This window comes from Lentilitoribacter sp. Alg239-R112, assembly GCF_900537175.1.
Lineage (GTDB): Bacteria > Pseudomonadota > Alphaproteobacteria > Rhizobiales > Rhizobiaceae > Lentilitoribacter.
In genome coordinates, this window is sequence record NZ_LS999833.1 from 2218809 (window position 1) to 2241221 (window position 22413).

Sequence of the window (22413 nt, forward strand, 5' to 3'; positions counted from 1 at the left end):
ATGCGAACAGCCTTTAAGGTCAAAAGAAAAAGCCAGAGCCCCGTGAAATTACTTCACTATGGCTCTAGCTTTTTTTGCCAATGTCGATGGGACGTTACACACTGGCGTTGTTGATAAATCCTTTATGCAACAACCAATATGAACGCTGGATGAACAAAAATAGTGTCTTCATAAATTTTAAATGATACTCTTGAAACATCATTTATGCTCCCCATCTATATAACGTAGACGCCGATAATCGGGTCACATAAACCGCAATCAGGTCGCCAATAACGGGACCATGAATTGTTTAACGCTAAACATAGTTGCTCAATGGAGAACACATATGCGTCATGTAGATTTTTCACCTTTTTACCGTTCAACAGTTGGATTTGATCGTCTGTTTACGATGCTAGATAGCCTCGGACAGCCTGAACAACAAACAACATCCTACCCACCTTATAATATCGAGCGCACAAGCGAAGATGCCTATACAATTACAATGGCAGTCGCTGGCTTTTCCGAGGAAGACCTCGACATTGAAGCACGCGAAAATACGCTGACAATTAAGGGTGAGAAGAAGGATGAAAGCGAACAAAACGAAGAAGCTAAGAATGTAACCTACCTTCACCGTGGCATCGCAACCCGTGCCTTTGAGCGACGTTTCCAACTCGCTGAACATGTACAAATTCAGGGTGCAAACCTCAAAAATGGTTTACTTCATGTCGAACTTGTTCGTGAGGTTCCGGAGGATAAAAAACTTCGTAAAATTGAGATTGCAGGCACCAATGCAAAGCAAACAAAAGCAAAGCAGATTGAAAGCAAAAAAGCCTAAATCACCTGTTCACTATCGCGCTTCTGTGATCTCGTCCCTCCCCTAGAACACAGAAGTGCAAAACGAAAATGGCGTCTCAAGGACGCCATTTTTATTGTACAGATTTTTTTTAAGTTCTATTTTGCAGAACGGAAGAACAGATGATCCAGTGATATCTTTCCTCCACCTTTTATCACTATGACTGTAAGAACAAATATCCAAAGAAGTCTTTGATCAAGAATGAGGCTATCCGGTAATCGGTCAAACAACTTTCCAGTGCTTTCCGCGCCTATTTGATGGGCATATACATCGGTTAATGACTGGACAATAACAAAGCCAATCATACCAGCTGCTGCCACACGTGAGAATAGCCCAACAACAATCAACAATGGCAAAATAAACTCGGCATATGTTCCGACAAACACCAACAACCCCCAAGGGAAAAAAGCTACGGCAGCAGGATCATATCCGGCAGCCTCGACCGCTGTCCCAGCTATTTGGAAGTAGGCACCGTCTGATATTTGAAAGAAACCCAGAAAGCCTTCACCCACTTTCGTAAGTGCGGAATTCAAATAATAAAAATAAAGGACCGCAGCAAACACAAAACGAGCAGCAAGACCCAAAAACCAGCCATCTGTTACTCTCTCGATAAATCCGAACACCGCATCATTTAGCCCTCGTATCATCGTTATTAACCCTGTCATTTTGTCATCCCCTAATTGTAATTAATACTGGCTTACTCAGCCAAAACGCATTCAATGAACATTCCGGATTCAACCATGGTAGATATAGCCATTGCTATGTCAAATGCCTCATCTAAGCTAGCTGCTTCATTTGCAGCATCTCCAAGTGTACGACCAGCAACCAAACTATCGTAGAATACTTTGGCACTTTGCGGTATTTGGCGTACGTCCACGTCCGTGTCAGGTCGTGTAATCAAGCAAGATTCGCCAACCGAGGGATCAATACCTTCCATAGATTGTTCTTGCCTATTTGCCGAAAAAATTGAAACAGCTGCAAACTGGCTCGAAAACAATCTTGTTGCAGGGTGTGGCCTAAACGTTAAATCACCCAATTGTTCGGGTGGAAAACTGGATAATACATCTAGCGCGAGCGGCGTTTTATCAGCCGCGTGATACGCATCGAGCCATAGCCGTTCGATACGTGCAACATCCGCTAGATACGGATATTGTTGTAACGGTTCAAAACACTCAACGAAACTTGCAAAACTATGACCATATTCAAACATCAATGGTGATGTTGGCGGTTCATTGGCCACATAAATTCGCGCCAGGTTTTTAAACGCCTCTTCGCCCAATAACCTTTGAATAGCAGGGAAAATATCGGCAAGTGCACCCGTGAGCCCGACCACAACATTATTGCGATAGACAGAAAAACGTTTCTGATCTGATTTCCCACTCGGACTTACCAAACCCGAAGGGCAAGGTATTTCAGGATCTAACAGAAGTGTGGAAAATAAACTTTGCGAAACCGAATACTGACCATCAAGCTCATTCAGCCGCGACATGACGATCTCCAAGCAACGGATGTTCTGGCACATTGTTTAAAATAGCTTCCGCTAGTTTAGCTTCTCGGCGCAAAATTGGCCAATCAGGCACATCATTGTCCCACTCGACGAGAGTAGGAATTGGTCCCATTTGGGTCACAACATCTTTATAAAGCCCCCAAACCTCGTCAGATACAGGGCGGTCATGTGCATCAATCAGTAATGTTTCACCATCATCATCTATATCCTCAGCGTGACCGGCCAGATGTATTTCACCAACATGACTAAGCGGGAAATTACGAAGATATTCTTTAGGGCTAAATTTATGATTGGTCGCCGATACAAATACATTATTAATATCAAGCAACAATCCACAACCAGCACGTCGCGCAATCTCGGTGATGAAGTCAGTCTCACTCATCGTACTTTGCGAAAATGCGACATAAGTTGATGGATTTTCGAGCAAAATCGGACGTTTCAAACGGTCTTGTACTTGGCTGATATGATTGACAACGCGATCTAATGTCTCTTTATCATAGGGAACCGGAAGCAAATCATTATAGTAGTGTGTATCATGAGTTGACCAGGCTAAATGCTCAGACACAATACCGGGTTGATAACGATCAACGACTTTCGCAAGCCGTTCGATATGCATGTCATCCAGACCTTTTTCTGACCCGATGGAAAGTCCGACACCGTGAACTGTGATCGGAAAATTTTCCCGAATTTTGGTCAGTGATCGGTGCGGCATGCCGCCATCACCCATATAATTTTCAGCATGAACCTCAAAAAAGCCCATTTTAAACTTATCGGCCAGAATATCATCAATATGCTGGCCTTTAAGCCCAGCCCCCGCTCGCGCGGGAACTGTACTATCTACAGGATAGGATCGATCAGCTGGGATAGGCCGGGGGGTGGCATTCAACATCTCAAAACTCCTATACTGCAAAATACTACTTAATTAACAGAATTAAGCAGGAAGATCACGTGTTAGTGGCTCAAGTGAACCTTTACGGTCACCTTCAACTGACATTGAAACACATGTACCAGCTTCAACAGCTTTCCAAGCATTGCCTTGATAATCTACTGTAGATGTACCAGCGCATGAAGTACCAGGACCGGCTGCACAGTCGTTTTTGCCAGCAAGTGATACGCCATAACATTTTTCTTTAGCCGCTTGTGCACCAGTTGTAGAAGCAACTAGAGTTGCACCAGAAAGAGCCATTGCAACAGCGCCAGCAAGTGCAGATGCACCAATAATTTTCTTAGACATATAAATTCTCCTTAGGATGATATATCATCAAGATTGAAGGTCTCCAGCGGACCCGACAGATATAGTTCTACCCAAACCACTGATCAAATGGAAATCAACCACGCGTTAGATTTGATCAACTCGATGTGATCACTTCGCGAGTGAAAGATCCCTAACTTGGGTTAAAACAGCTCAAACAGGTTCAAGGCTTACCTGTTTTGGGGTTGCTATAGCGATCATAAAAATCGGCTAATATATTTGTTAGAAAGTCAAATTCGAACTTCTACATTATATATAGTACATTAGACAAATATACACAGGCGCGATAAAAGTCGTACAGTGATCTTGATATTCAATTAAGATTCTGGCATACGAGGTCTTAAATAGGACAGTATTACTGTCCTAATATTGTCACAATAAATTATAATTCGTTTGTGATGATACCAGTCTAACCTCGTTACCGCACCATCTTGACCGATAGCGGAGCCGAGCAAATGACACATACAAGATGATTTGGCAGATATAGTCGTTTCCAAAACGATCTTGCTCTATTTGATCTTGTGGCACTTTATAAAATGCCGACATTATTTCATCTGGCCCACCTGAGAGCCGGAAACGAAGGATGACCGCCCAATTGGGGGCCAAAAGGAGACCAAGATGACGAAACAATCGCCATCCGAAAATGTACAGTCAAACCGCGTGATCAATACGGATCAGATGCGAAAACCTGTTTACACGCCTGGTCTTCCCAAAAAACAGGGAATGTATAACCCCAACAATGAGCATGATGCCTGTGGTGTTGGCTTTGTCGCCAATATGAAGGGTGTGAAGTCACACCAGATCGTTAAAGACGGCCTGTTCATGCTCGAGAACCTCACCCATCGTGGCGCTGTCGGCGCTGATCCGCTGATGGGTGATGGTGCGGGTATGCTCATGCAGATTCCACACAATCTCTTCAAAGAAGAACTCGCAAAAGATGGCATAGAGCTTCCTGATGCTGGACAATATGGCATTGGCTATTACTTCTTGGGTCAAGACAAAGCTCTTCGTGAGCAGATTTTAGATATTATCAAAGACACTATATCTTCTGAAGGCTTTAATCTCATCGCAATCCGCGATGTGCCCGTAGATAATTCCGCTTTATCAAAAGATCCGAGTATTGCAGCAACTGAGCCAATCCATATTCAAATATTTGTTGATCGTGATGCTTCCATTACTGATGACGACGAATATGAGCGTCAGATTTATACTTTGCGTAAACACGCTTCCAATAGCATTTTAAGCAAAATTGAAAACAGTATTACTGAATTCTATCCTGTTTCATTCTCATCTCGCACAATTGTTTATAAAGGCATGTTCCTCGCCTATCAGGTAGGAGCATATTATAAAGACTTGGCTGATCCCCGTTTCGAAACTGCGGTTGCACTTGTTCATCAGCGCTTTTCAACAAACACATTCCCATCTTGGCGCCTTTCACATCCATATCGCATGGTGGCGCACAATGGTGAGATCAACACATTGCGCGGAAATGTTAACTGGATGGCAGCGCGTCAAGCGTCAATTTCATCACCACTCTTTGGCGATGATATCGAAAAAATGTGGCCAATCTCATATGAAGGCCAATCTGATACGGCTTGTTTTGATAATGCCTTGGAATTCTTGATCCAGGGTGGCTATTCCATGGCACATGCGGTCATGATGCTGATCCCAGAAGCTTGGTCCGGCAACGCCTTGATGTCAGATGAACGCAGAGCATTTTATGAGTATCATGCAGCTCTCATGGAACCTTGGGATGGCCCCGCCGCTGTTGCCTTTACCGATGGTCGCCAGATTGGCGCAACGCTCGACCGCAATGGTCTGCGCCCTGCCCGCTATATTGTAACCAATGATGACCGTATTATCATGGCATCAGAAGCTGGTGTACTGCCCGTTGAAGAAAAGAATATTGTTAAAAAATGGCGTTTACAGCCTGGTAAAATGCTTCTCATTGATATGGCAGAGGGCCGTATTATTTCTGATGAGGAGATTAAATCTCAACTGTCAAAATCGCACCCCTATCAGGAGTGGCTGAATAATACCCAATTGATTCTTGAAGATCTTGATCCGGTTGAACCACGCGCCCCACGTGAAGATGTGACATTACTGGATCGTCAACAAGCATTTGGCTATACGCAAGAAGACACAAAAATCTTGATGTCCCCAATGGCAACAACGGGTCAGGAAGCTATTGGTTCGATGGGAACTGATACGCCGATTTCCGCGATGTCAGATAAATCCAAACTGCTTTATACATATTTTAAGCAGAATTTTGCGCAAGTTACCAATCCGCCAATTGATCCAATCCGTGAAGAACTGGTAATGAGCCTCGTTTCTTTCATTGGTCCACGTCCGAATATTTTGGATCATGACGGTGCATCAAAAAATAAGCGCCTTGAAGTGCGTCAACCAATTCTCACCAATGCTGACTTGGAGAAAATCCGCTCGATTGGCCATATGGATGATCGGTTCGATACCAAGACACTTGGCATGTGTTACCCTAGCGCAGAGGGTCCCGATGGCATGGATGCCGCACTAATCCGGCTTTGCGAGCGTGCGGAAGAAGCTGTAAAGAGCAATTACAATATCATTGTTCTATCTGATCGGCGTATCGGGCCAGATAAAATTGCGATCCCTGCTCTTCTGGCAACGGCCGCTGTGCATCACCACCTTATCCGCAAGGGCCTTCGCACATCCGTTGGTCTCGTGGTTGAGACTGGGGAACCACGTGAAATTCACCATTTCTGCTGTTTGGCTGGTTTTGGCGCAGAAGCCATCAACCCATATCTTGCATTCGACACGCTGAAAGACATGCATAAAAAGGGAGCATTCCCTCCAGAAGTTGATAGGCATGAAGTTGTCACGCGCTATATTAAAGCAATCGGCAAGGGTATTTTGAAAGTCATGTCCAAAATGGGCATCTCGACATACCAATCATATTGTGGCGCACAAATTTTTGACGCGGTTGGCTTATCATCTGACTTTGTTGATCGTTATTTTGCTGGTACAGCAACCATGATTGAGGGTGTAAACCTGAAAGAAATCGCTGCAGAAACAGTAACGCGCCACAACTCAGCATTCAGCAACGATCCCGTTCTTACCAACTTCCTCGATGTTGGCGGTGAATATGGCTATCGTACGCGCGGTGAAAAACACGCTTGGTCACCCGATGCTGTTATTGCGCTTCAACACGCCGTTCGCGGTAATGCACAAGATCGCTACAATGAATTTGCGCAAATCATAAATGAATCATCATTGCGCATGAATGCAATTCGCGGTCTGTTCAAAATAAAAACTGCCGAAGAAAGTGGCCGTAAGCCAGTTTCTATCGATGATGTGGAACCAGCAACAGATATCGTAAAACGCTTCTCAACAGGTGCAATGTCTTTCGGTTCAATCAGCCGTGAAGCTCACTCAACACTTGCCGTTGCTATGAATAAATTGGGCGGCAAATCCAATACAGGCGAAGGCGGCGAAGAGCCTGATCGCTACAAACCCCTGGCGGATGGTTCTCCAAATCCTGAGCGCTCAGCAATCAAGCAGGTTGCATCCGGTCGCTTTGGTGTCACAACGGAATATCTGGCAAACTCAGATATGATCCAGATTAAAGTAGCACAAGGTGCAAAACCTGGTGAAGGCGGACAATTGCCAGGCCATAAAGTGGACGCGACAATTGCAAAAACGCGTCATTCCACACCAGGCGTTGGACTGATTTCTCCTCCTCCACACCATGACATTTACTCGATCGAGGATTTGGCTCAGTTAATCTATGATCTGAAAAACGTTAAGCCGACATCAGATATTTCAGTTAAACTCGTGTCAGAAGTCGGTGTGGGAACGGTTGCTGCTGGTGTCGCTAAAGCACGTGCAGACCACATCACTGTTTCTGGTTTTGATGGCGGCACAGGCGCATCGCCTCTCACATCGTTAAAACATGCAGGTTCCTCTTGGGAACTTGGCCTTGCTGAAACACACCAGACATTGGTGCTCAATGGTCTACGTTCGCGCATCGCACTACAAGTTGATGGTGGCTTAAAAACAGGACGCGACGTCATTATTGGCGCACTTTTGGGTGCTGATGAATTTGGCCTCTCTACTGCACCACTGGTTGCAGCTGGCTGTATTATGATGCGCAAATGTCACCTCAACACCTGCCCTGTTGGTGTTGCGACACAAGATCCGGTTTTGCGTAAGCGTTTCAAAGGTGCGCCAGAACACGTCATTAATTATTTCTTCTTCATCGCAGAAGAAATTCGTGGACTGATGGCTGAAATGGGCTTCACTAAATTTGATGATCTTGTTGGTCAATCTCAACTGCTTGAAAAAGACAAACTGGTTGAGCGCTGGAAAGCAGAAGGTCTGGATTTCACAAATGTGTTTTTCAAACCAGAAGCGGATCCCAAAGATATTTATTGGACCCAACGCCAGGAACATCCAATCGTTGATATTCTTGATCGTAAATTAATTGAACAAGCCAAACCTGCTTTAGAGAACAAAGAAGCGGTGGTGATCAACGAAGAGATCAAAAACGTTGATCGTTCAACAGGCGCAATGTTATCTGGTGAAGTCGCCATGCGTTATGGTCACAAGGGTCTTAAACCAAACACAATCTCAGTCAATTTTAGTGGCACAGCTGGCCAATCATTTGGAGCGTTCCTTGCGCGCGGCGTGACCTTTACTCTGACTGGTGATGGCAACGATTATGTCGGCAAAGGCCTGTCAGGTGGTCGCATCATTGTTAAACCATCTGATGATTCAAATATTGTCGCTGAACAATCAATCATTGTGGGCAACACGGTTCTTTATGGTGCTGTCGAAGGTGAATGCTATTTCCACGGTGTTGCAGGAGAGCGGTTTGCCGTTCGTAACTCAGGTGCGATAGCCGTCGTTGAAGGCGTGGGAGATCACGGTTGTGAATATATGACCGGCGGTCTTGTTGTTGTGATTGGTCAAACCGGTCGTAACTTTGCAGCTGGTATGTCTGGCGGTGTTGCCTATGTTCTGGATGAAGAAGGTGACTTTGCAAACCGCTGCAACATGGCAATGGTTGAACTTGAACCCGTTCCAGAAGAAGATGACATGCTTGAGAAACTGCATCATCATGGTGGTGATTTGGACCATAAAGGTCGCGTTGATGTCTCTGGTGATATGACCAAACACGATGAAGAGCGTCTGTATCAACTGATTACAAATCACGCTCACTATACCGGCTCAACCCGCGCACAAACGATCCTCGACAATTGGTCAGATTATCGTCCAAAATTCCGTAAAGTCATGCCGGTTGAATACCGTCGTGCCTTGCAGGAAATGGAAAACTCAAAAGTGGCGGCTGAATAGGATGATCATCACAACAACAAATACCGTCGAGGGTCATAATATTGCTGCCTATAAGGGCGTGGTAACCGGAGAAGCCATTTTGGGCACGAACATCTTCCGCGATATTTTCGCTGGAATTCGAGATATTGTAGGTGGTCGCTCAGGAGCTTACGAAAAATCACTCCGTGAAGCTCGCGAGATCGCATTTTCGGAACTGGAAGACCAAGCTCGAGCAGTGGGCGCAAACGCAATTGTCGGCATCGATATTGATTATGAAAACATCTCCGCTGGCAGCAATTCATCACTCTTAATGGTTTCGGCAACAGGTACCGCCGTCATTTTGGATTAAGGAATAATATAATGGGTAAAGTTACAGGTTTTTTGGAGATTGATCGTCGTACTGCGAAGTATCAACCTGCCTCGGATCGCATTCGCCATTTTAAAGAATTTTCTATTCCAATGAGCGATGAAGCACTGCGTGATCAAGCTGCGCGCTGCATGGATTGTGGTGTGCCTTATTGTCATGATTCAACAGGTTGTCCAATCAATAACCAAATCCCAGACTGGAATGATCTTGTTTATAACAATGATTGGGATTCGGCGATCAAGAACTTGCATTCGACCAATAACTTCCCTGATTTTACGGGACGTATTTGCCCAGCCCCCTGTGAGGAAGCATGTACGCTCAATCTTGAAGATATTCCTGTTACGATCAAAACCATTGAACATGCGATCGCCGATAAAGCATACGAATCTGGCTATATCGCGCCACAACCTGCTGAGAAAAAGACGGGTAAAAAAGTTGCGATCATTGGCTCAGGTCCTGCAGGTATGGCAGCGGCACAGCAATTAGGTCGTGTTGGCCATGACGTTCATCTTTATGAGCGTGAGTCGAAAGCTGGCGGCCTGCTTCGCTTTGGCATCCCTGATTTTAAAATGGAAAAACATTATATTGATCGCCGTGTTAAACAGATGGAAGGCGAAGGCGTTACCTTCATCTACAACACAAATATCGGTGTTGATAAAACGGTAGAAGAACTAAAAGCCGAGTATGATGCAGTGCTTTATTCTGGCGGTTCGGAAACACCGCGCGAGTCAGGTATTCCAGGTGGTGAACTAGACGGCGTGCACGATGCAATGCCTTACCTTGTGCAACAAAACAAACGTGTTGGCGGAGAAGATATCCAAAGTAACGGTTGGCAAAGCGGAGAGATATTAGCTGGAGCCAAACATGTCGTTGTCGTTGGCGGCGGGGATACGGCATCCGACTGCGTTGGGACGGCATTTCGTCAGGGCGCTGTAAAAGTTACTCAGCTTGATATCCGCCCGCAACCGCCTGAAATGGAAGACAAGCTCGCTGTATGGCCTTATTGGGCCACAAAAATGCGCACATCTTCTTCACAGGCCGAAGGTGCCGAGCGGGAATTCCAAGTAGGGACTTTGGAATTTGTTGGAGAAGATGGCGTTCTAACCGGCGTTAAGTGTTGCAAAGTTGATGAGAACCGCAAACCGATTGCCGGTACAGAATTCATTATTCAAGCTGATCTCGCCTTTATCGCAATTGGCTTCCGTGGTCCATACGAAGATAGTGTTCTTTCAGAACTTGGCGACACGCTGGAAATTGGTGCCGACCGCCGCGGTTCAAAATCGGTTACGGCTGATGAGATGAACTATAAAACTTCTGTCGATAAATTGTGGGCTGCCGGCGATGTTCGTCGCGGGCAATCGCTCGTTGTTTGGGCAATTCGTGAAGGTCGTCAGGCAGCGCGCGCAATTGATCTGGAACTCATGGGCGAAACAGTTCTACCTCGTTGATATGAGTGATGCTGAAAATTCTAACACTAAAAGGCGCCCGATGAGTGACGTCTTTTTTACTTAGTTTTTTGCAGGTTTATTAAGTTGCGACTGAGAACCTAATCTAAGTGGTTCATCGCGAGATAATTTCCATGCAAAATCATCAGCACGTCCAGTCGGAGCAGAAACGACAACACCTGTTTCAATAAGCTTGTCGAGAGGGGATTTCTCTTTAAAATCAGGCAGCTTTTGATCAACTCCCAGCATAATATCACCACCATCCAACTCCGGGTCCGTGAAAGCATAGACCTTAGTCTTCGTTGCCAGTCTTGGGTCTCGCACCGGCTCCAAAGTGGCAGATGGCGACGCGATTAGACCATCATACGGGTTAAAAAATGGGTCTGCGCTAGTACTCAAAAATCGCTTCGCAGGCTTCTCTACATAAAAAGCAATTTTCCGCTTACCGGCTGTTGTGAGATTAATTCCGTCGGAACTTCTCAAGCGTACTTGCTGCCCATTAATATCCGATCCCGTGTAAATAAAATTCCCTTCGACATCCACAAACCCATCCCATATATCGACAAAAACGCCACCAACCTTTTCGACTTCTTCTCGGTATATGCCATTAAATGCTAAAATGTCAGCTGTCATTTTCTTATATTTAAAGGACGGCACGCCAACCCAAAGCAAATTTACATTTTGTGCGCGGATGGTCGAAGCCATTTCAGAAACACGACGTCGGTATTCTGTCCACCAATCATCTTTACCAAATTCAACAGTCAACCCATTAACCGTCATATCCTGTCTATCGTTTGAACCTATATTGAAGACCACTGTATTTGGCTTAAATTCTGTGATCCATTCCACTGATTTCACTGGCCAGTTATAGTAATCAGGTCTCACGATTGTAGATGAACCACTGGTCTTTTTGGAAACAATAACTCCAGGTACTTTTTGATAGGCTGTTTTTAAACCATCGGCGATCCCGCTTGCCATAAAGTCGCCCATGACGAGTAAGACCTGAGCGTCTTCTGATTTCTGAAGCGCCGCTGTCGAAGTACTTGCACTACCGCCACTTTTCTTTCGTCGCTTTTTTGTGCGTGTTTTTTTCTTCACGACTTTTTTCTCTTTTTTTCCAAAGAGAAATTGTAAAATGGATTTGCTTTTCTTTTTGGTTTTGGTTTGCGCATGCACTTCAATTTGAGGGATATCCAGTGACACACTTATCACTGAAAGTCCCAGCATAAACACCAGAACATATACAATCTGTTTTGGTAGCTGTCCCACTTTGATCTGCACCTTGAATTACAATCTTACTTTATTCTAGCTCTCTTCTTAACAGCTTTTAGAAGGTTTTGCGATGGTTTTTCATCAACAGGGAGTCTGAACTTCTTTTGAAACTTTGCAATTGCAGCCCTCGAACCAGATCCGATATTGCCATCAAATTCACCTTTATAGAGACCCAACTTGAATAAGCCTTTTTGCAACAAAACCTTTTCATCGACATTAAGTGCGCCGACTGGCCGCGGCCAACGCTGCACCATTTTTTTTGCACCTGATAATCTATCAGCTAGAAGGCCGACAGAAAGCGCATAACTATTTGCATTATTGTATTTTTTAATAACAAAGAAGTTTCGAACCATCAAAAAAGCGGGTCCATCAGAGCCGGCCAGATATTTAAGTTCTGCCCGCTCGTCTCCACGCGGAAATGCACGCCCGCCAACACGTTTAAATCCGATTTTGCTCCATTGGGATAAAGTTTTAGTTTGGCCGTTATATTTATAACCGGACCTTGGAGCTTTAACTTCATACCCCCATGTACGACCAGAGCGCCATCCATTCTTTTTCAAGAGATTAGCAGCAGATGCCAATGCATCCGGTACAGATCGCCAAATGTCCTTTTTTCCATCCCCATCAGCATCGTAAGCAAAGATATCATAACTTGTTGGAATAAACTGAGTTTGACCGAGAGCACCAGCCCAAGACCCATACATATCATTGGGGCCAATGTTACCATTTTGAATAATTTTTAGGGCAGATATTAATTGTCGTCGCGCATATTTTGAACGCTTCTTATCGGCATAAGCCAATGTAGCTAAAGCATGGGGAGCATTAAACAACTTGTCTTTTTTCTCCAAAAGAGCACCGTAATTGGTTTCCATAGACCAAATGGCGAGCATTATGTGTTTATCGACACCGAAATGATCCTCCAGTGCTTGTAGTACTGACGCATGCTGTTTCTTTTTTTTAAGCCCCTCGCCTATACTGTAAGGATTGACGTGGCTATCAACATAATCCCAAACTTTAGTCCGAAATTCAGGTTGAAATCGTGCGCGCTTTAATACTCTAGGGTCAGGTGACTTAAGTCCGGCAAAGGCACTCTTACACGTAGATTTCTGCACGCCCTGCTTAGCCGCACCGGTGCAAAAACTGTTAAGCCACCCTCTAAATTTTGTATCTGCGGATGCTTCCATACTCCATAATATGGATGAAGCAGTAATTCCGATGATGATGGTTCTTTGAAGAAACGGCATAATGTTCATCTTCTCTGTAAGTTTAACGCTCAATGAAAATCCAAATCCATGTAACAAGTCCATATGACAAGCGAATCAAATTATACTAATTTTTACCATGAATATCGTTGAAACCAAGGTGTTGCCTTTTCGTTAGGTTTTTCACGTTAAGAACCGATTGAGTTGGTCGTTTTCAATCACTTGCAGTTAGGAATAGTCAAATGAGTATCAAGCCAGTAAAGAAAGCCGTTCTTCCAGTTGCTGGGTTGGGAACAAGGTTTCTCCCAGGGACAAAGGCTGTTCCTAAGGAGATGCTCAACATCGTAGATAAACCCGTACTTCAATATATTGTTGATGAAGCTATCTCAGCAGGGATCGAACATATCATCTTTGTAACAGGTCGAAATAAGGGAGTTATCGAAGACTATTTCGACATTCAATATGAGCTCAATGACACGCTCAGAAACAGGGGGAAAACCGCAGAGCTTGAAATGTTGAACTCTATTCAACCCAAAGCCGGGTCAACAAGTTTTACGCGCCAACAAGAACCTTTGGGCCTAGGCCATGCTGTTTGGTGCGCGCGCGATATTGTTGGGAACGATCCGTTCGCATTGCTGCTGCCTGACATGGTTATGCAAGATGAACGCGGCTGTCTGTCAGGAATGATGGATGTATACAACCAATCGGGTGGAAACATCATTTCTGTTGAGGAAGTTGCCATGGAAGACGCACATAAATATGGCGTCGTCGGCATAGGTAAAGACGTTGAAGGCGGGTTTGAAATCACCGACATGGTCGAAAAACCCGCACGTGGCTCAGAACCATCAAACCTTTTTATTAATGGCCGATACATCCTTCAACCTGAAATATTTGATATTTTAGCAACACAAGAACGCGGTGCAGGTAATGAAATCCAATTAACGGATGGAATGCTGAAGCTGGCTGCAAAGCAAGATTTTTTTGGCTATCGTTTCCAAGGTAATACATATGATTGCGGTACAAAAAAAGGCTTCATTCTAGCCAACATCGCTTATGCTATGGAACGCGATGACATTAGGCCAGATGTGATCAACGAGATTCGCGACTTAACTAAATAAAACAAACGATAGTTACCTGTTCAAAATTTCTAGAGCTTTAGCGTGAAGTTCAGAGTTTGCAGATGCAATAATATCTCCGCCCATTTCCGGGCGGTCCCCTCCCCAAGTTGAGACGACACCACCGGCTTGCTCAACAAGTGAAATTAGGCCGCCTATATCATAGGGCTTTAGATCCGATTCTATCGCGATGTCTGCCGTACCCAGAGCCACCATTGCAAAAGCATAACAGTCGCAGCCATATCTTGCTAAGTTTACTTCGTTTTCCAAAGCATCGTAACGCACCTCATTTACCCCTTCATGCAAGTAGGGTGAGGTGGTAAAAATATTGGCTCTACCAAGGTCGCTGTTGCGACTTGTTTTAAGATCCATATGAACGCCATCGCGCATTTTTAAAACCGCACCACCCTCGTCGGCTAGGTAACGTTCGCCAGTAAATGGCTGATCCATCATTCCCGCAACAGCTCGACCATTTTGATACAAACCAATTAATGTTCCCCAAACAGGTAAACCGGTGATAAACGCTCTGGTTCCGTCTATGGGATCAATTACCCATACATATTCACTATCTAAATTAGTAGGCTCTTCCTCCTCCCCTAAAATCCCATGCTCTGGAAATTCAGCTTCGATGATAGCTCGAATGGCTCGCTCACAGGACTTATCAGCCTCAGTCACGGGATCAAAGCCTGACGTGAGTTTGTTCTCGATACTTATGTTACGTCTGAAACGGGGAAGCGTTTGCTCAGCAGCTGCATTTGCTAAGCTTTCAAAAAAATTACGATTTGGTAACATCTCACTATCCGAATTTTGCTTTAGTTGGGGGTAATTTTAAAGGCTAACTTACTCAGCCGCTGCCTGAATATTAGAAAATTCATGCTCAACATAGTGCATAAATTGGGTTGAGAACCGCTGCAAGTCGCTCTGCAATCCAGCAAAAGAGGGTTTAAGCTCCAATGTTTGCTCATCAATATAGAGCCCCCGATTTATTTCTATCTGCAAAGCATGCAAATTTTTTCGCGGGCGTCCATAATGTTCGGTAATAAAACCGCCAGCATAGGGTTTATTACTTACAGCATGATATCCCATATTATTCAGCAAAAGCAGCGCAATTTGCATCAAACACTTATCAGCGCTTGCTCCATATCGATCTCCAATAATAAAATCAGGTCGTGGAGCTGAGTTCCCTTGGCCAGCATTCGACGGCATAGAATGACAATCTATTAAAAAAGAATATCCAAATGTTGCATGGGTGCGCGCAATCAATTTGCGTAATGTTTCGTGATAAGGACGATATAAATGCTCAATACGATCCAGGCTTTCACATAGAGGTAACTTGTGGTGATAGATGTCTTTTTTCTCGGCAACAATTTTGGGAATAGTTCCCAGCCCCCCGGCGACCCGAATAGAATTCCTATTTATATAAGATGGGAGTTCAGCATCAAACATTTTTGGATCTAATTCATAAGGCTCTCTATTAACATCAAGCCAGGCTCTAGGAAAATTGGCCTTTAGAAACGGAACACCAAATTGGGCGACTTTGTCAAAGAACTGATCAACATAATAGTCTTCAGAAGCACGAATCGAAAGTGAATCCAGTCGCGAACTTGCCAAAAAACCTTCGGGATAAATACGACCTGAATGGGGAGAATTAAATACAAAAGGACGCGTTTGCTCAGAAGGTGCAATGACCTCATATGGTTCAACACCAAAATAATCAGCAAAGTCTTTTTGCTTTACCAAACCGCACCCTCGAAAACATTAACTATTAGGCAACCATGTTGCCAGTTTGTTGTGGGTCTGTCTAGATAATTGAATGATTCCATAGTGTAAATTTAATTGCATTCACTGCTTATTTACTGGCGATCTGTATAAATATATCCTAATTTAGGGCTAAATATCTTACTGAGTTTAGAGTTGGGACAAATATGAATTCGAAAATCCTTTTAGCAGAAGATGATAATGACATGCGCCGCTTTCTGGTCAAAGCGCTGGAAAAAGCCGGGTATGAAGTACGTTCATACGATAATGGAGCCAGTGCCTATGACCGTCTTCGAGAAGAACCATTTTCACTTCTTTTAACTGATATCGTGATGCCAGAGATGGATGGTATTGAACTTGCACGCAAAGCGACAGAACTCGACCCTGATTTGAAAGTTATGTTTATCACAGGCTTTGCAGCGGTTGCGCTTAATCCTGATTCGCAAGCACCTAAAGATGCAAAGGTTCTATCAAAACCATTCCATCTAAAAGACCTTGTGAATGAAGTTGAGAAGATGCTTCAGGCGGCTTAAGCTACCGCCAGGCTGCAATAACCACTTCATTTTAAAAATCAGTGCGATTGGTATTGACGCACGCGGTCTTTATGTGTTGTAAGCGGCCATCGGATGGGCGTATAGCTCAGCGGGAGAGCGCCTCGTTGACATCGAGGAGGTCACAAGTTCAATCCTTGTTATGCCCACCATCCTCTTCTTCAATTATATTTTTCGAAGAAAAAACTTTCATAGAATGAAAATATGAGGGTGATATTCTGTCCGCACAGAAATAGAACTTGGGAGTTTATATGCTTTTTGAAAAAGAAAACTTCACCATAGTAAAAACGTCTCCATTTACGGATCAAAAACCAGGCACATCTGGTCTACGCAAAAAAGTCTCGGTTTTCCAGCAGAAGAACTACACTGAGAATTTTATTCAGGCGATTTTTGATGGGTTGGAAAATTTTGAAGGAGAATCTCTTATTATTGGGGGCGATGGGCGGTTCTACAATAAGGAAGTCATTCAAATTGCTATCAAAATGGCTGCAGCAAATGGGTTTGGAAAGGTCATTATTGGGCAAAATGGTATCTTATCAACACCAGCGGCGTCTCACATCATTCGCAAGTATGGCGCGTTTGGTGGTCTAATATTATCTGCCAGCCATAACCCTGGCGGACCAAATGAAGATTTTGGAATAAAATATAATGTTAGCAATGGTGGCCCGGCCCCAGAACAAATCACAAATAAAGTTTTTGAACTGTCCCAGAACATTCAAGAATACAAGATACTAAAAAGCGAAGACATCGATCTCAGCTTGATCGGGAAAAAATCGATCGGACTTATGCAGATTGAGATCATTGATTCGGTTAACGATTACGCTGAACTTATGGAAACTCTATTCGATTTTCCAAAGATCACGGCAATGTTTCGATCAGGGTTCCGGTTTGCATTTGACGCTATGAGCGCCGTTACGGGACCATATGCATTAGAAATATTTGAAAACCGATTGGGAGCACCCAAAGGCACCGTTATGAACGGCACACCGCTGCCAGATTTTGGCGGACATCACCCTGACCCAAATCTGGTTCATGCCAAGAAGCTCTATGACTTGATGATGGGCGATGATGCTCCTGACTTTGGCGCCGCATCTGACGGTGATGGCGATCGAAACCTCATCATCGGCAAAGGCATATATATAACACCATCCGACTCGCTAGCCATGTTGGCAGCAAATGCACACCATGCACCTGCATATAAAGAGGGCATTGCTGGCATCGCCCGTTCAATGCCGACGAGTATGGCCTCTGACCGCGTTGCGGAAAAACTGGGCATTGAATTACACGAAACACCGACAGGTTGGAAATTTTTTGGTAATTTGCTTGACGATGGAAGAGTAACTATTTGTGGCGAAGAAAGCGCTGGAACAGGCTCTGATCACATCCGCGAGAAGGATGGCCTATGGGCTGTTCTACTTTGGTTAAACATTTTGGCCAGCCGCCAACAAAGCATTGAAGACATTGTCCATGACCATTGGAATACTTTTGGACGCACCTACTATTCCCGCCACGATTACGAAGACATTGATGCAAGTATTGCAGATAAGTTAATGTCGGACCTACGTGCAAAGCTAAGTACAATAACCGGCAAAACAATCGGTGCGCTCACCATAGAAAATGCAGATGATTTTTCATATAGCGATCCAATTGATCACTGCAAAAGCGCAAACCAAGGCATAAGGGTATTCTTTGAAGGTGGGTCTCGATTGGTTTTACGTCTTTCTGGCACAGGCACAAGTGGCGCAACATTGCGTGTTTACATGGAAACATTTGAACCTGATCCGCAGAATCAAAATTTCGACCCTCAAGAGGCCTTATCTCACCTGATCTTTGCTGCTCAGTCGCTTGCTGAAATTACAAAACGAACAGGTCGAGACACTCCCACCGTCATCACTTAAGCATATTAACATATTCTTGATGCAACCTATCTATATGCACAAAATTCAGGGCAATTTCCGACCTCAGAACACGTTTGAGACTAGACTTATCTTTTTAAACCTGTTATCGCTGCGTTAATCGTGATGCCGTAGGTTGAGCGAACAGAATTTTATTTGCTGTTTTAAAGCGGCTATATAACCTAAACATTTAAGGAAATAACGTGCAAGTACTTGTCCGTGACAACAATGTCGATCAAGCGCTAAGAGCGCTAAAAAAGAAAATGCAACGCGAAGGTATTTTTCGCGAAATGAAAATGCGTGATTTTTATGAGAAGCCTTCTCAAAAACGTGCACGTGAAAAAGCTGAAGCTGTTCGTCGTGTTCGTAAACTTGCTCGCAAACGTGCGCAGCGCGAAGGCTTGATCGGCGGACGTTCAGGTCGCTAATAGCTGCCGTTTTTTGGTCGTTTTCAAGATGTATGTAATTGAGCGGGGGCGATGCAAATCGTCACCGCTTTTATTTTGGCTTAATGTAGAGCACAAGCACAAATCAGGGTTGCTAAAACATGGTTGAATTTAAACAATGCGAACTTAGCTCAACTAATAACTTCAAGTTTCGCAAAGTACTTTTTGGCAGCGCACTTTTATCCGCACTTGCGTTGGCTGGGTGTGAAACGACATCTACAGTTACAAGTACTGATGTAATCCGCATTGACCGTAATCAGGCGTCCGAAGAAAACATTTCATCGCTTTCAAGTGTTATTGCCTCAAATCCCAGAAATCCAGAAGGATTTAATGTACGAGGTTCTGCCTTTGGTAAAGCTGGAAGATTTAAGGATGCTCTTGCTGATTTTAATCAGGCAATTTCCCTCAACCCGAATTTTTATCAGGCCTACGCAAACAGAGCGCTGATTTATCGTAATTTGAATCAACCGCAACAAGCTGTTGCAGATTACAATCGAGCGATTCAGATCAATTCGCAATATGATACGGCCTATATTGGCAGGGGAAATCTTTACAGGCAGGCAGGGCGCAATGAAGAGGCTTTAACTGATTTCAATCGCGCAATTTCTCTTAATACAGTAGATCCTCGTGCCTACCATAACCGAGGTCTTATCCATCAACTTAGAGGCCAACATTTAGAAGCTATCTCAGATTTTGCTCAGGCCATTTCCATCTCGCCAAAATCTCCAGAACCATTTAATGGTCGTGGACTTTCTCAACTTGCACGCGGCAATACGGATGAGGCACTGGAAGATTTCAATACAGCAATTAATTTGGATAAAACCGTTGCCGAATCATGGTCCAATCAGGCGTTTGTTTACGAGCAGCGCGGTGAAAAACAAAAAGCGAAGAGATCATACCAGAAGGCCATTTCGCTCGACCCGAAATATCAACCTGCAAAAAGTGGTTTAGCCCGCGTTTTCAAACGCTAAGCTTATTCAGCTTATAATTATCCAACATCTAGATAAAAACCGGTAATAAAAAACCCGCCATGTAGGCGGGCTTTTAGTATTCAGAAATACAAAATCATCAAATGATTTTATTCATAATAATCCGGCCTACAAACATGCTTACAATAAAAGTTGCTAGACCAGCTAAGAAACCACCGGATGTATAAAACCCAACTGCCATTCCAATCAGAAGCGCAACGCAAGCAAGCGTGCCATATTTCGTGCCAGTGATAAAAACACCATAAGTTTTATCGTGTTCGGAGTAATCCATCTCGCCGCCCAATTCGACCGGACCTGACTTTTGCTTTGCCATAATCATTCTCCATTTCGCAGATATTTACACCTCGCATACACAATCACTTCAAAACACGCAATGCGACATGTTGAGTTTTCGTGGAAATTCAATCGAATTTGCTGCAAAACATTGTATTTAAATTGAACGCTGAAGATTGATTGTCTCAATAACAGGCGTGAGCGCTGGCTTACCATCAAACCAATTAATTAAGTTATCAACGACAAGGTCGGCCATTAAATCTCGTGTGTGTATCGACGCCGACGCCACATGAGGCAGCAAAGACACATTTGGAAAATCAAACAATCGCGTCGGAGTTGATGGCTCGACCTCAAATACATCAAGCCCGGCACCAGCGATAACACCGTTTTCTAATGCATGGATAAGCACATTTTCATCTATAACCGTACCACGCCCGACATTGATGAAAACACCTTGCGGACCTAGGGCAGATAAAACTTCAGACGTAACCGAATGATCCGTAGCAGCATTACTTGGAACAATCGCAATAAGCGTATCATTCTGTTGAGCAAGTTCTAGAAGGCTTGAACGGTATCCATAGGAAACATCCACTTTCTTAGAACGAGTATGATACTCAATACAAACTCCAAAGGCCTCAAGTCGCTTTGCAATTTCCAAACCAATGCGACCTAGGCCATAAATACCAATTTTTCGTCCTCGCAAGGTCAGCTTCGTAAGCGGGTAATTACCTTCTTTAGCCCACCTACCTTGTCTTAGATAATTTTCAGCCTGCGGTAATTCCCTCAACGTATTCAAGAGTAAGCCAACTGTAGTATCGGCGACCTCTTCGCTTAAAACATCAGGTGTATTCGACACGATTACCCCCTGCCTCGCGGCATAATTGGCGTCGATAACATCATACCCTACGCCAAAGTGTGCTATAATTTCAAGATTTGGCAGACGTGCAATAAGAGAATTTGGAATGACACCCATCGATGCAATTCCTGATATTTCATTGACCAGCTGATCATTCAAAAGCGCAATATCTGCAGTTGAAATTCGAATAACCGTAAAAATATCGGTTAGCCGAGCAAGAATACGTTGATGAATATTACCCGGAATAAGTATGGTCCGCTTTGACACAAAACCCCTCCACTAGGTTACTATAAATTACGGCCTACTTCCGCTCAACCATTGGCGCAGTGGATTGTCTAATCCGCATTTCCGGTTTAATAAGCTGAAGGCCGCTTACATCTTCCTCAGAACCATTTAAACGATCGAGCAAGGCACGTGCAGCACGCCGCCCAACCATAGATTGGCCATTCCAGACAGTCGTCAAAGCCGGCATAGAAATGGCGGCTTCGACCAGATCATCATAACCAGTTACAGAAATGTCCTTGCCCGGTGTAAGACCAGCGCGATAAATACCATTCATCAATCCAATTGCGACAAGATCATTCCAGCAAACGGCAGCTGTTGGTTTCTGAGACATTGACAAGAATGTAACAGCAGCTTCAAACCCCTCCTGTTTTGTTCTTGGCCCAGGGATGCGCAAAGACGGATCAACTTTAAGGCCTGCTTTTTCAAGTGCATCCACATAGCCTTGATATCTATCACGACCTGTCGATGTATTATCTGCGCCACCAACCATCGCAATTGATCGGTGCCCCAATCCAATCAAATGATTTGTGGCAAGTGCAATGCCATACGCATCATCACCACGGAAAGTAGGCAATTCAACTTCTGGAATTGATCGGGCGATCAAAATAGCGGGCATACCGTTGTCTGCGGCCAATTGAATATCACGTGGTGGCGTATCAATCGCTGGCGACATAATTACGCCATCAGCACCAAGTTGGAGAAGTGTCTCCAGAAAGTCTCGCTGCTTTTCAACAGAATCGTAATGATTGGAAAGGATAAACGTCTGACGGCTTCTATCTAACTCACTCTCAATCGCTTTTAAAATCTCCGCATAAAACGGATTCATTATGTCGTGAACAACAACGCCAACAATGCCTGATTTAGATGTTCTTAAACTCGCCGCTCGGCGGTTATAAATGTAACCCATCTCTCGAGCGGCATCTTTAATTCTAATTCGGGTTTCCTCTGCTACAAGCTCACTATCCCGCAATGCAAGCGAGACCGTAGCGGTCGAGACATTAAGCTTATCTGCAATAGTTGATAATTTTATCTTTTGCGCCAAGTGCCCACTCCCA

20 protein-coding genes and 1 tRNA gene are annotated in these 22413 nt (G+C 44.2%); 10 read left to right on the plus strand and 11 right to left on the minus strand.

Translation table 11 applies throughout. The features are described 5' to 3' along the window. Positions 1–325 precede the first annotated feature (325 nt). Complete coding sequence (locus G3W54_RS11020; RefSeq protein ID WP_162653096.1) at positions 326–814, plus strand: Hsp20 family protein; 489 nt, start codon at positions 326–328, stop codon at positions 812–814. 116 nt (positions 815–930) lie between these two features. On the opposite strand, the gene G3W54_RS11025 is transcribed toward G3W54_RS11020, so the two are convergent. The 4 genes from G3W54_RS11025 to G3W54_RS11040 are packed head-to-tail and all read right to left on the minus strand — an operon-like array spanning position 931 to position 3573. Beyond that, a complete protein-coding gene (locus tag G3W54_RS11025; protein WP_162653097.1) occupies positions 931–1497 on the minus strand; it encodes a DoxX family protein in 567 nt (188 codons plus the stop codon). 32 nt (positions 1498–1529) lie between these two features. Beyond that, the gene (locus tag G3W54_RS11030) at positions 1530–2321 is read right to left on the minus strand and encodes a DNA-binding domain-containing protein (protein ID WP_162653098.1); all 792 of its coding nucleotides are present in this window, start codon (positions 2319–2321) and stop codon (positions 1530–1532) included. Beyond that, entirely contained in the window at positions 2305–3228 is a 924-nt protein-coding gene (locus tag G3W54_RS11035; protein ID WP_162653099.1) for a DUF692 domain-containing protein, read from the minus strand. The genes G3W54_RS11030 and G3W54_RS11035 overlap by 17 nt, the downstream gene beginning before the upstream one ends. Positions 3229–3270: 42 nt before the next feature. Next, complete coding sequence (locus tag G3W54_RS11040) at positions 3271–3573, minus strand: DUF2282 domain-containing protein (RefSeq protein WP_162653100.1); 303 nt, start codon at positions 3571–3573, stop codon at positions 3271–3273. A gap of 696 nt (positions 3574–4269) precedes the next feature. On the opposite strand from G3W54_RS11040, the gene gltB reads away from it, so the two are divergent. Genes gltB through G3W54_RS11055 form a run of 3 tightly spaced genes read left to right on the plus strand, consistent with a single transcriptional unit; the run spans position 4270 to position 10719 of the window. Next, positions 4270–8925: a glutamate synthase large subunit gene (gene gltB / locus G3W54_RS11045; RefSeq protein WP_244627927.1), complete on the plus strand. Its 4656-nt coding sequence runs from the start codon at positions 4270–4272 to the stop codon at positions 8923–8925. Between the two features lies 1 nt (position 8926). Continuing rightward, a complete protein-coding gene (locus G3W54_RS11050) occupies positions 8927–9253 on the plus strand; it encodes a heavy metal-binding domain-containing protein (protein ID WP_162653102.1) in 327 nt (108 codons plus the stop codon). A gap of 11 nt (positions 9254–9264) precedes the next feature. Further along, positions 9265–10719: a glutamate synthase subunit beta gene (locus tag G3W54_RS11055; RefSeq protein WP_162653103.1), complete on the plus strand. Its 1455-nt coding sequence runs from the start codon at positions 9265–9267 to the stop codon at positions 10717–10719. Positions 10720–10779: 60 nt separating this feature from the next. Here G3W54_RS11055 and G3W54_RS11060 read toward each other — a convergent pair whose 3' ends face one another. Together G3W54_RS11060 and G3W54_RS11065 are read right to left on the minus strand one after the other, a co-directional pair. Further along, positions 10780–11985, minus strand: a complete 1206-nt coding sequence (locus G3W54_RS11060) for a DUF459 domain-containing protein (protein ID WP_162653104.1) — start codon at positions 11983–11985, stop codon at positions 10780–10782. Positions 11986–12011: 26 nt separating this feature from the next. Continuing rightward, positions 12012–13265, minus strand: coding sequence for a lytic murein transglycosylase (locus G3W54_RS11065; protein WP_244627876.1), 1254 nt, complete (start codon positions 13263–13265; stop codon positions 12012–12014). Positions 13266–13432: 167 nt separating this feature from the next. On the opposite strand from G3W54_RS11065, the gene galU reads away from it, so the two are divergent. Further along, positions 13433–14308, plus strand: coding sequence for a UTP--glucose-1-phosphate uridylyltransferase GalU (galU, locus tag G3W54_RS11070; protein ID WP_162653105.1), 876 nt, complete (start codon positions 13433–13435; stop codon positions 14306–14308). A gap of 12 nt (positions 14309–14320) precedes the next feature. Here galU and hisN read toward each other — a convergent pair whose 3' ends face one another. Next, positions 14321–15097 (minus strand): histidinol-phosphatase, encoded by a 777-nt coding sequence (gene hisN, locus G3W54_RS11075; protein ID WP_162653106.1) that lies wholly within the window; start codon positions 15095–15097, stop codon positions 14321–14323. Between the two features lie 48 nt (positions 15098–15145). After that, the gene (locus G3W54_RS11080; protein ID WP_162653107.1) at positions 15146–16045 is read right to left on the minus strand and encodes an N-formylglutamate amidohydrolase; all 900 of its coding nucleotides are present in this window, start codon (positions 16043–16045) and stop codon (positions 15146–15148) included. Between the two features lie 185 nt (positions 16046–16230). Here G3W54_RS11080 and G3W54_RS11085 point away from each other — a divergent pair, with 185 nt between their 5' ends. The 5 genes from G3W54_RS11085 (at position 16231) to G3W54_RS11105 (ending at position 19926) form a co-directional block, all read left to right on the plus strand. After that, positions 16231–16596, plus strand: a complete 366-nt coding sequence (locus tag G3W54_RS11085; RefSeq protein ID WP_162653108.1) for a response regulator — start codon at positions 16231–16233, stop codon at positions 16594–16596. A gap of 95 nt (positions 16597–16691) precedes the next feature. Beyond that, positions 16692–16766 (plus strand) — tRNA-Val (locus G3W54_RS11090). Positions 16767–16865: 99 nt separating this feature from the next. Beyond that, a complete protein-coding gene (locus G3W54_RS11095) occupies positions 16866–18512 on the plus strand; it encodes an alpha-D-glucose phosphate-specific phosphoglucomutase (protein ID WP_162653109.1) in 1647 nt (548 codons plus the stop codon). Positions 18513–18712: 200 nt separating this feature from the next. After that, entirely contained in the window at positions 18713–18937 is a 225-nt protein-coding gene (rpsU, locus tag G3W54_RS11100) for a 30S ribosomal protein S21 (protein WP_162653110.1), read from the plus strand. Positions 18938–19056: 119 nt separating this feature from the next. Next, positions 19057–19926: a tetratricopeptide repeat protein gene (locus tag G3W54_RS11105; RefSeq protein ID WP_162653111.1), complete on the plus strand. Its 870-nt coding sequence runs from the start codon at positions 19057–19059 to the stop codon at positions 19924–19926. 97 nt (positions 19927–20023) lie between these two features. Here the strand turns inward: G3W54_RS11105 and G3W54_RS11110 are convergent, their stop codons facing one another. The 3 genes from G3W54_RS11110 to G3W54_RS11120 all read right to left on the minus strand — a co-directional run bounded on the left by G3W54_RS11110 (position 20024) and on the right by G3W54_RS11120 (position 22400). Next, entirely contained in the window at positions 20024–20257 is a 234-nt protein-coding gene (locus tag G3W54_RS11110) for an aa3-type cytochrome c oxidase subunit IV (RefSeq protein WP_162653112.1), read from the minus strand. Positions 20258–20374: 117 nt separating this feature from the next. Next, complete coding sequence (locus G3W54_RS11115) at positions 20375–21340, minus strand: 2-hydroxyacid dehydrogenase (RefSeq protein ID WP_162653113.1); 966 nt, start codon at positions 21338–21340, stop codon at positions 20375–20377. Between the two features lie 34 nt (positions 21341–21374). After that, the gene (locus G3W54_RS11120) at positions 21375–22400 is read right to left on the minus strand and encodes a LacI family DNA-binding transcriptional regulator (RefSeq protein WP_162653114.1); all 1026 of its coding nucleotides are present in this window, start codon (positions 22398–22400) and stop codon (positions 21375–21377) included. Positions 22401–22413 lie beyond the last annotated feature (13 nt).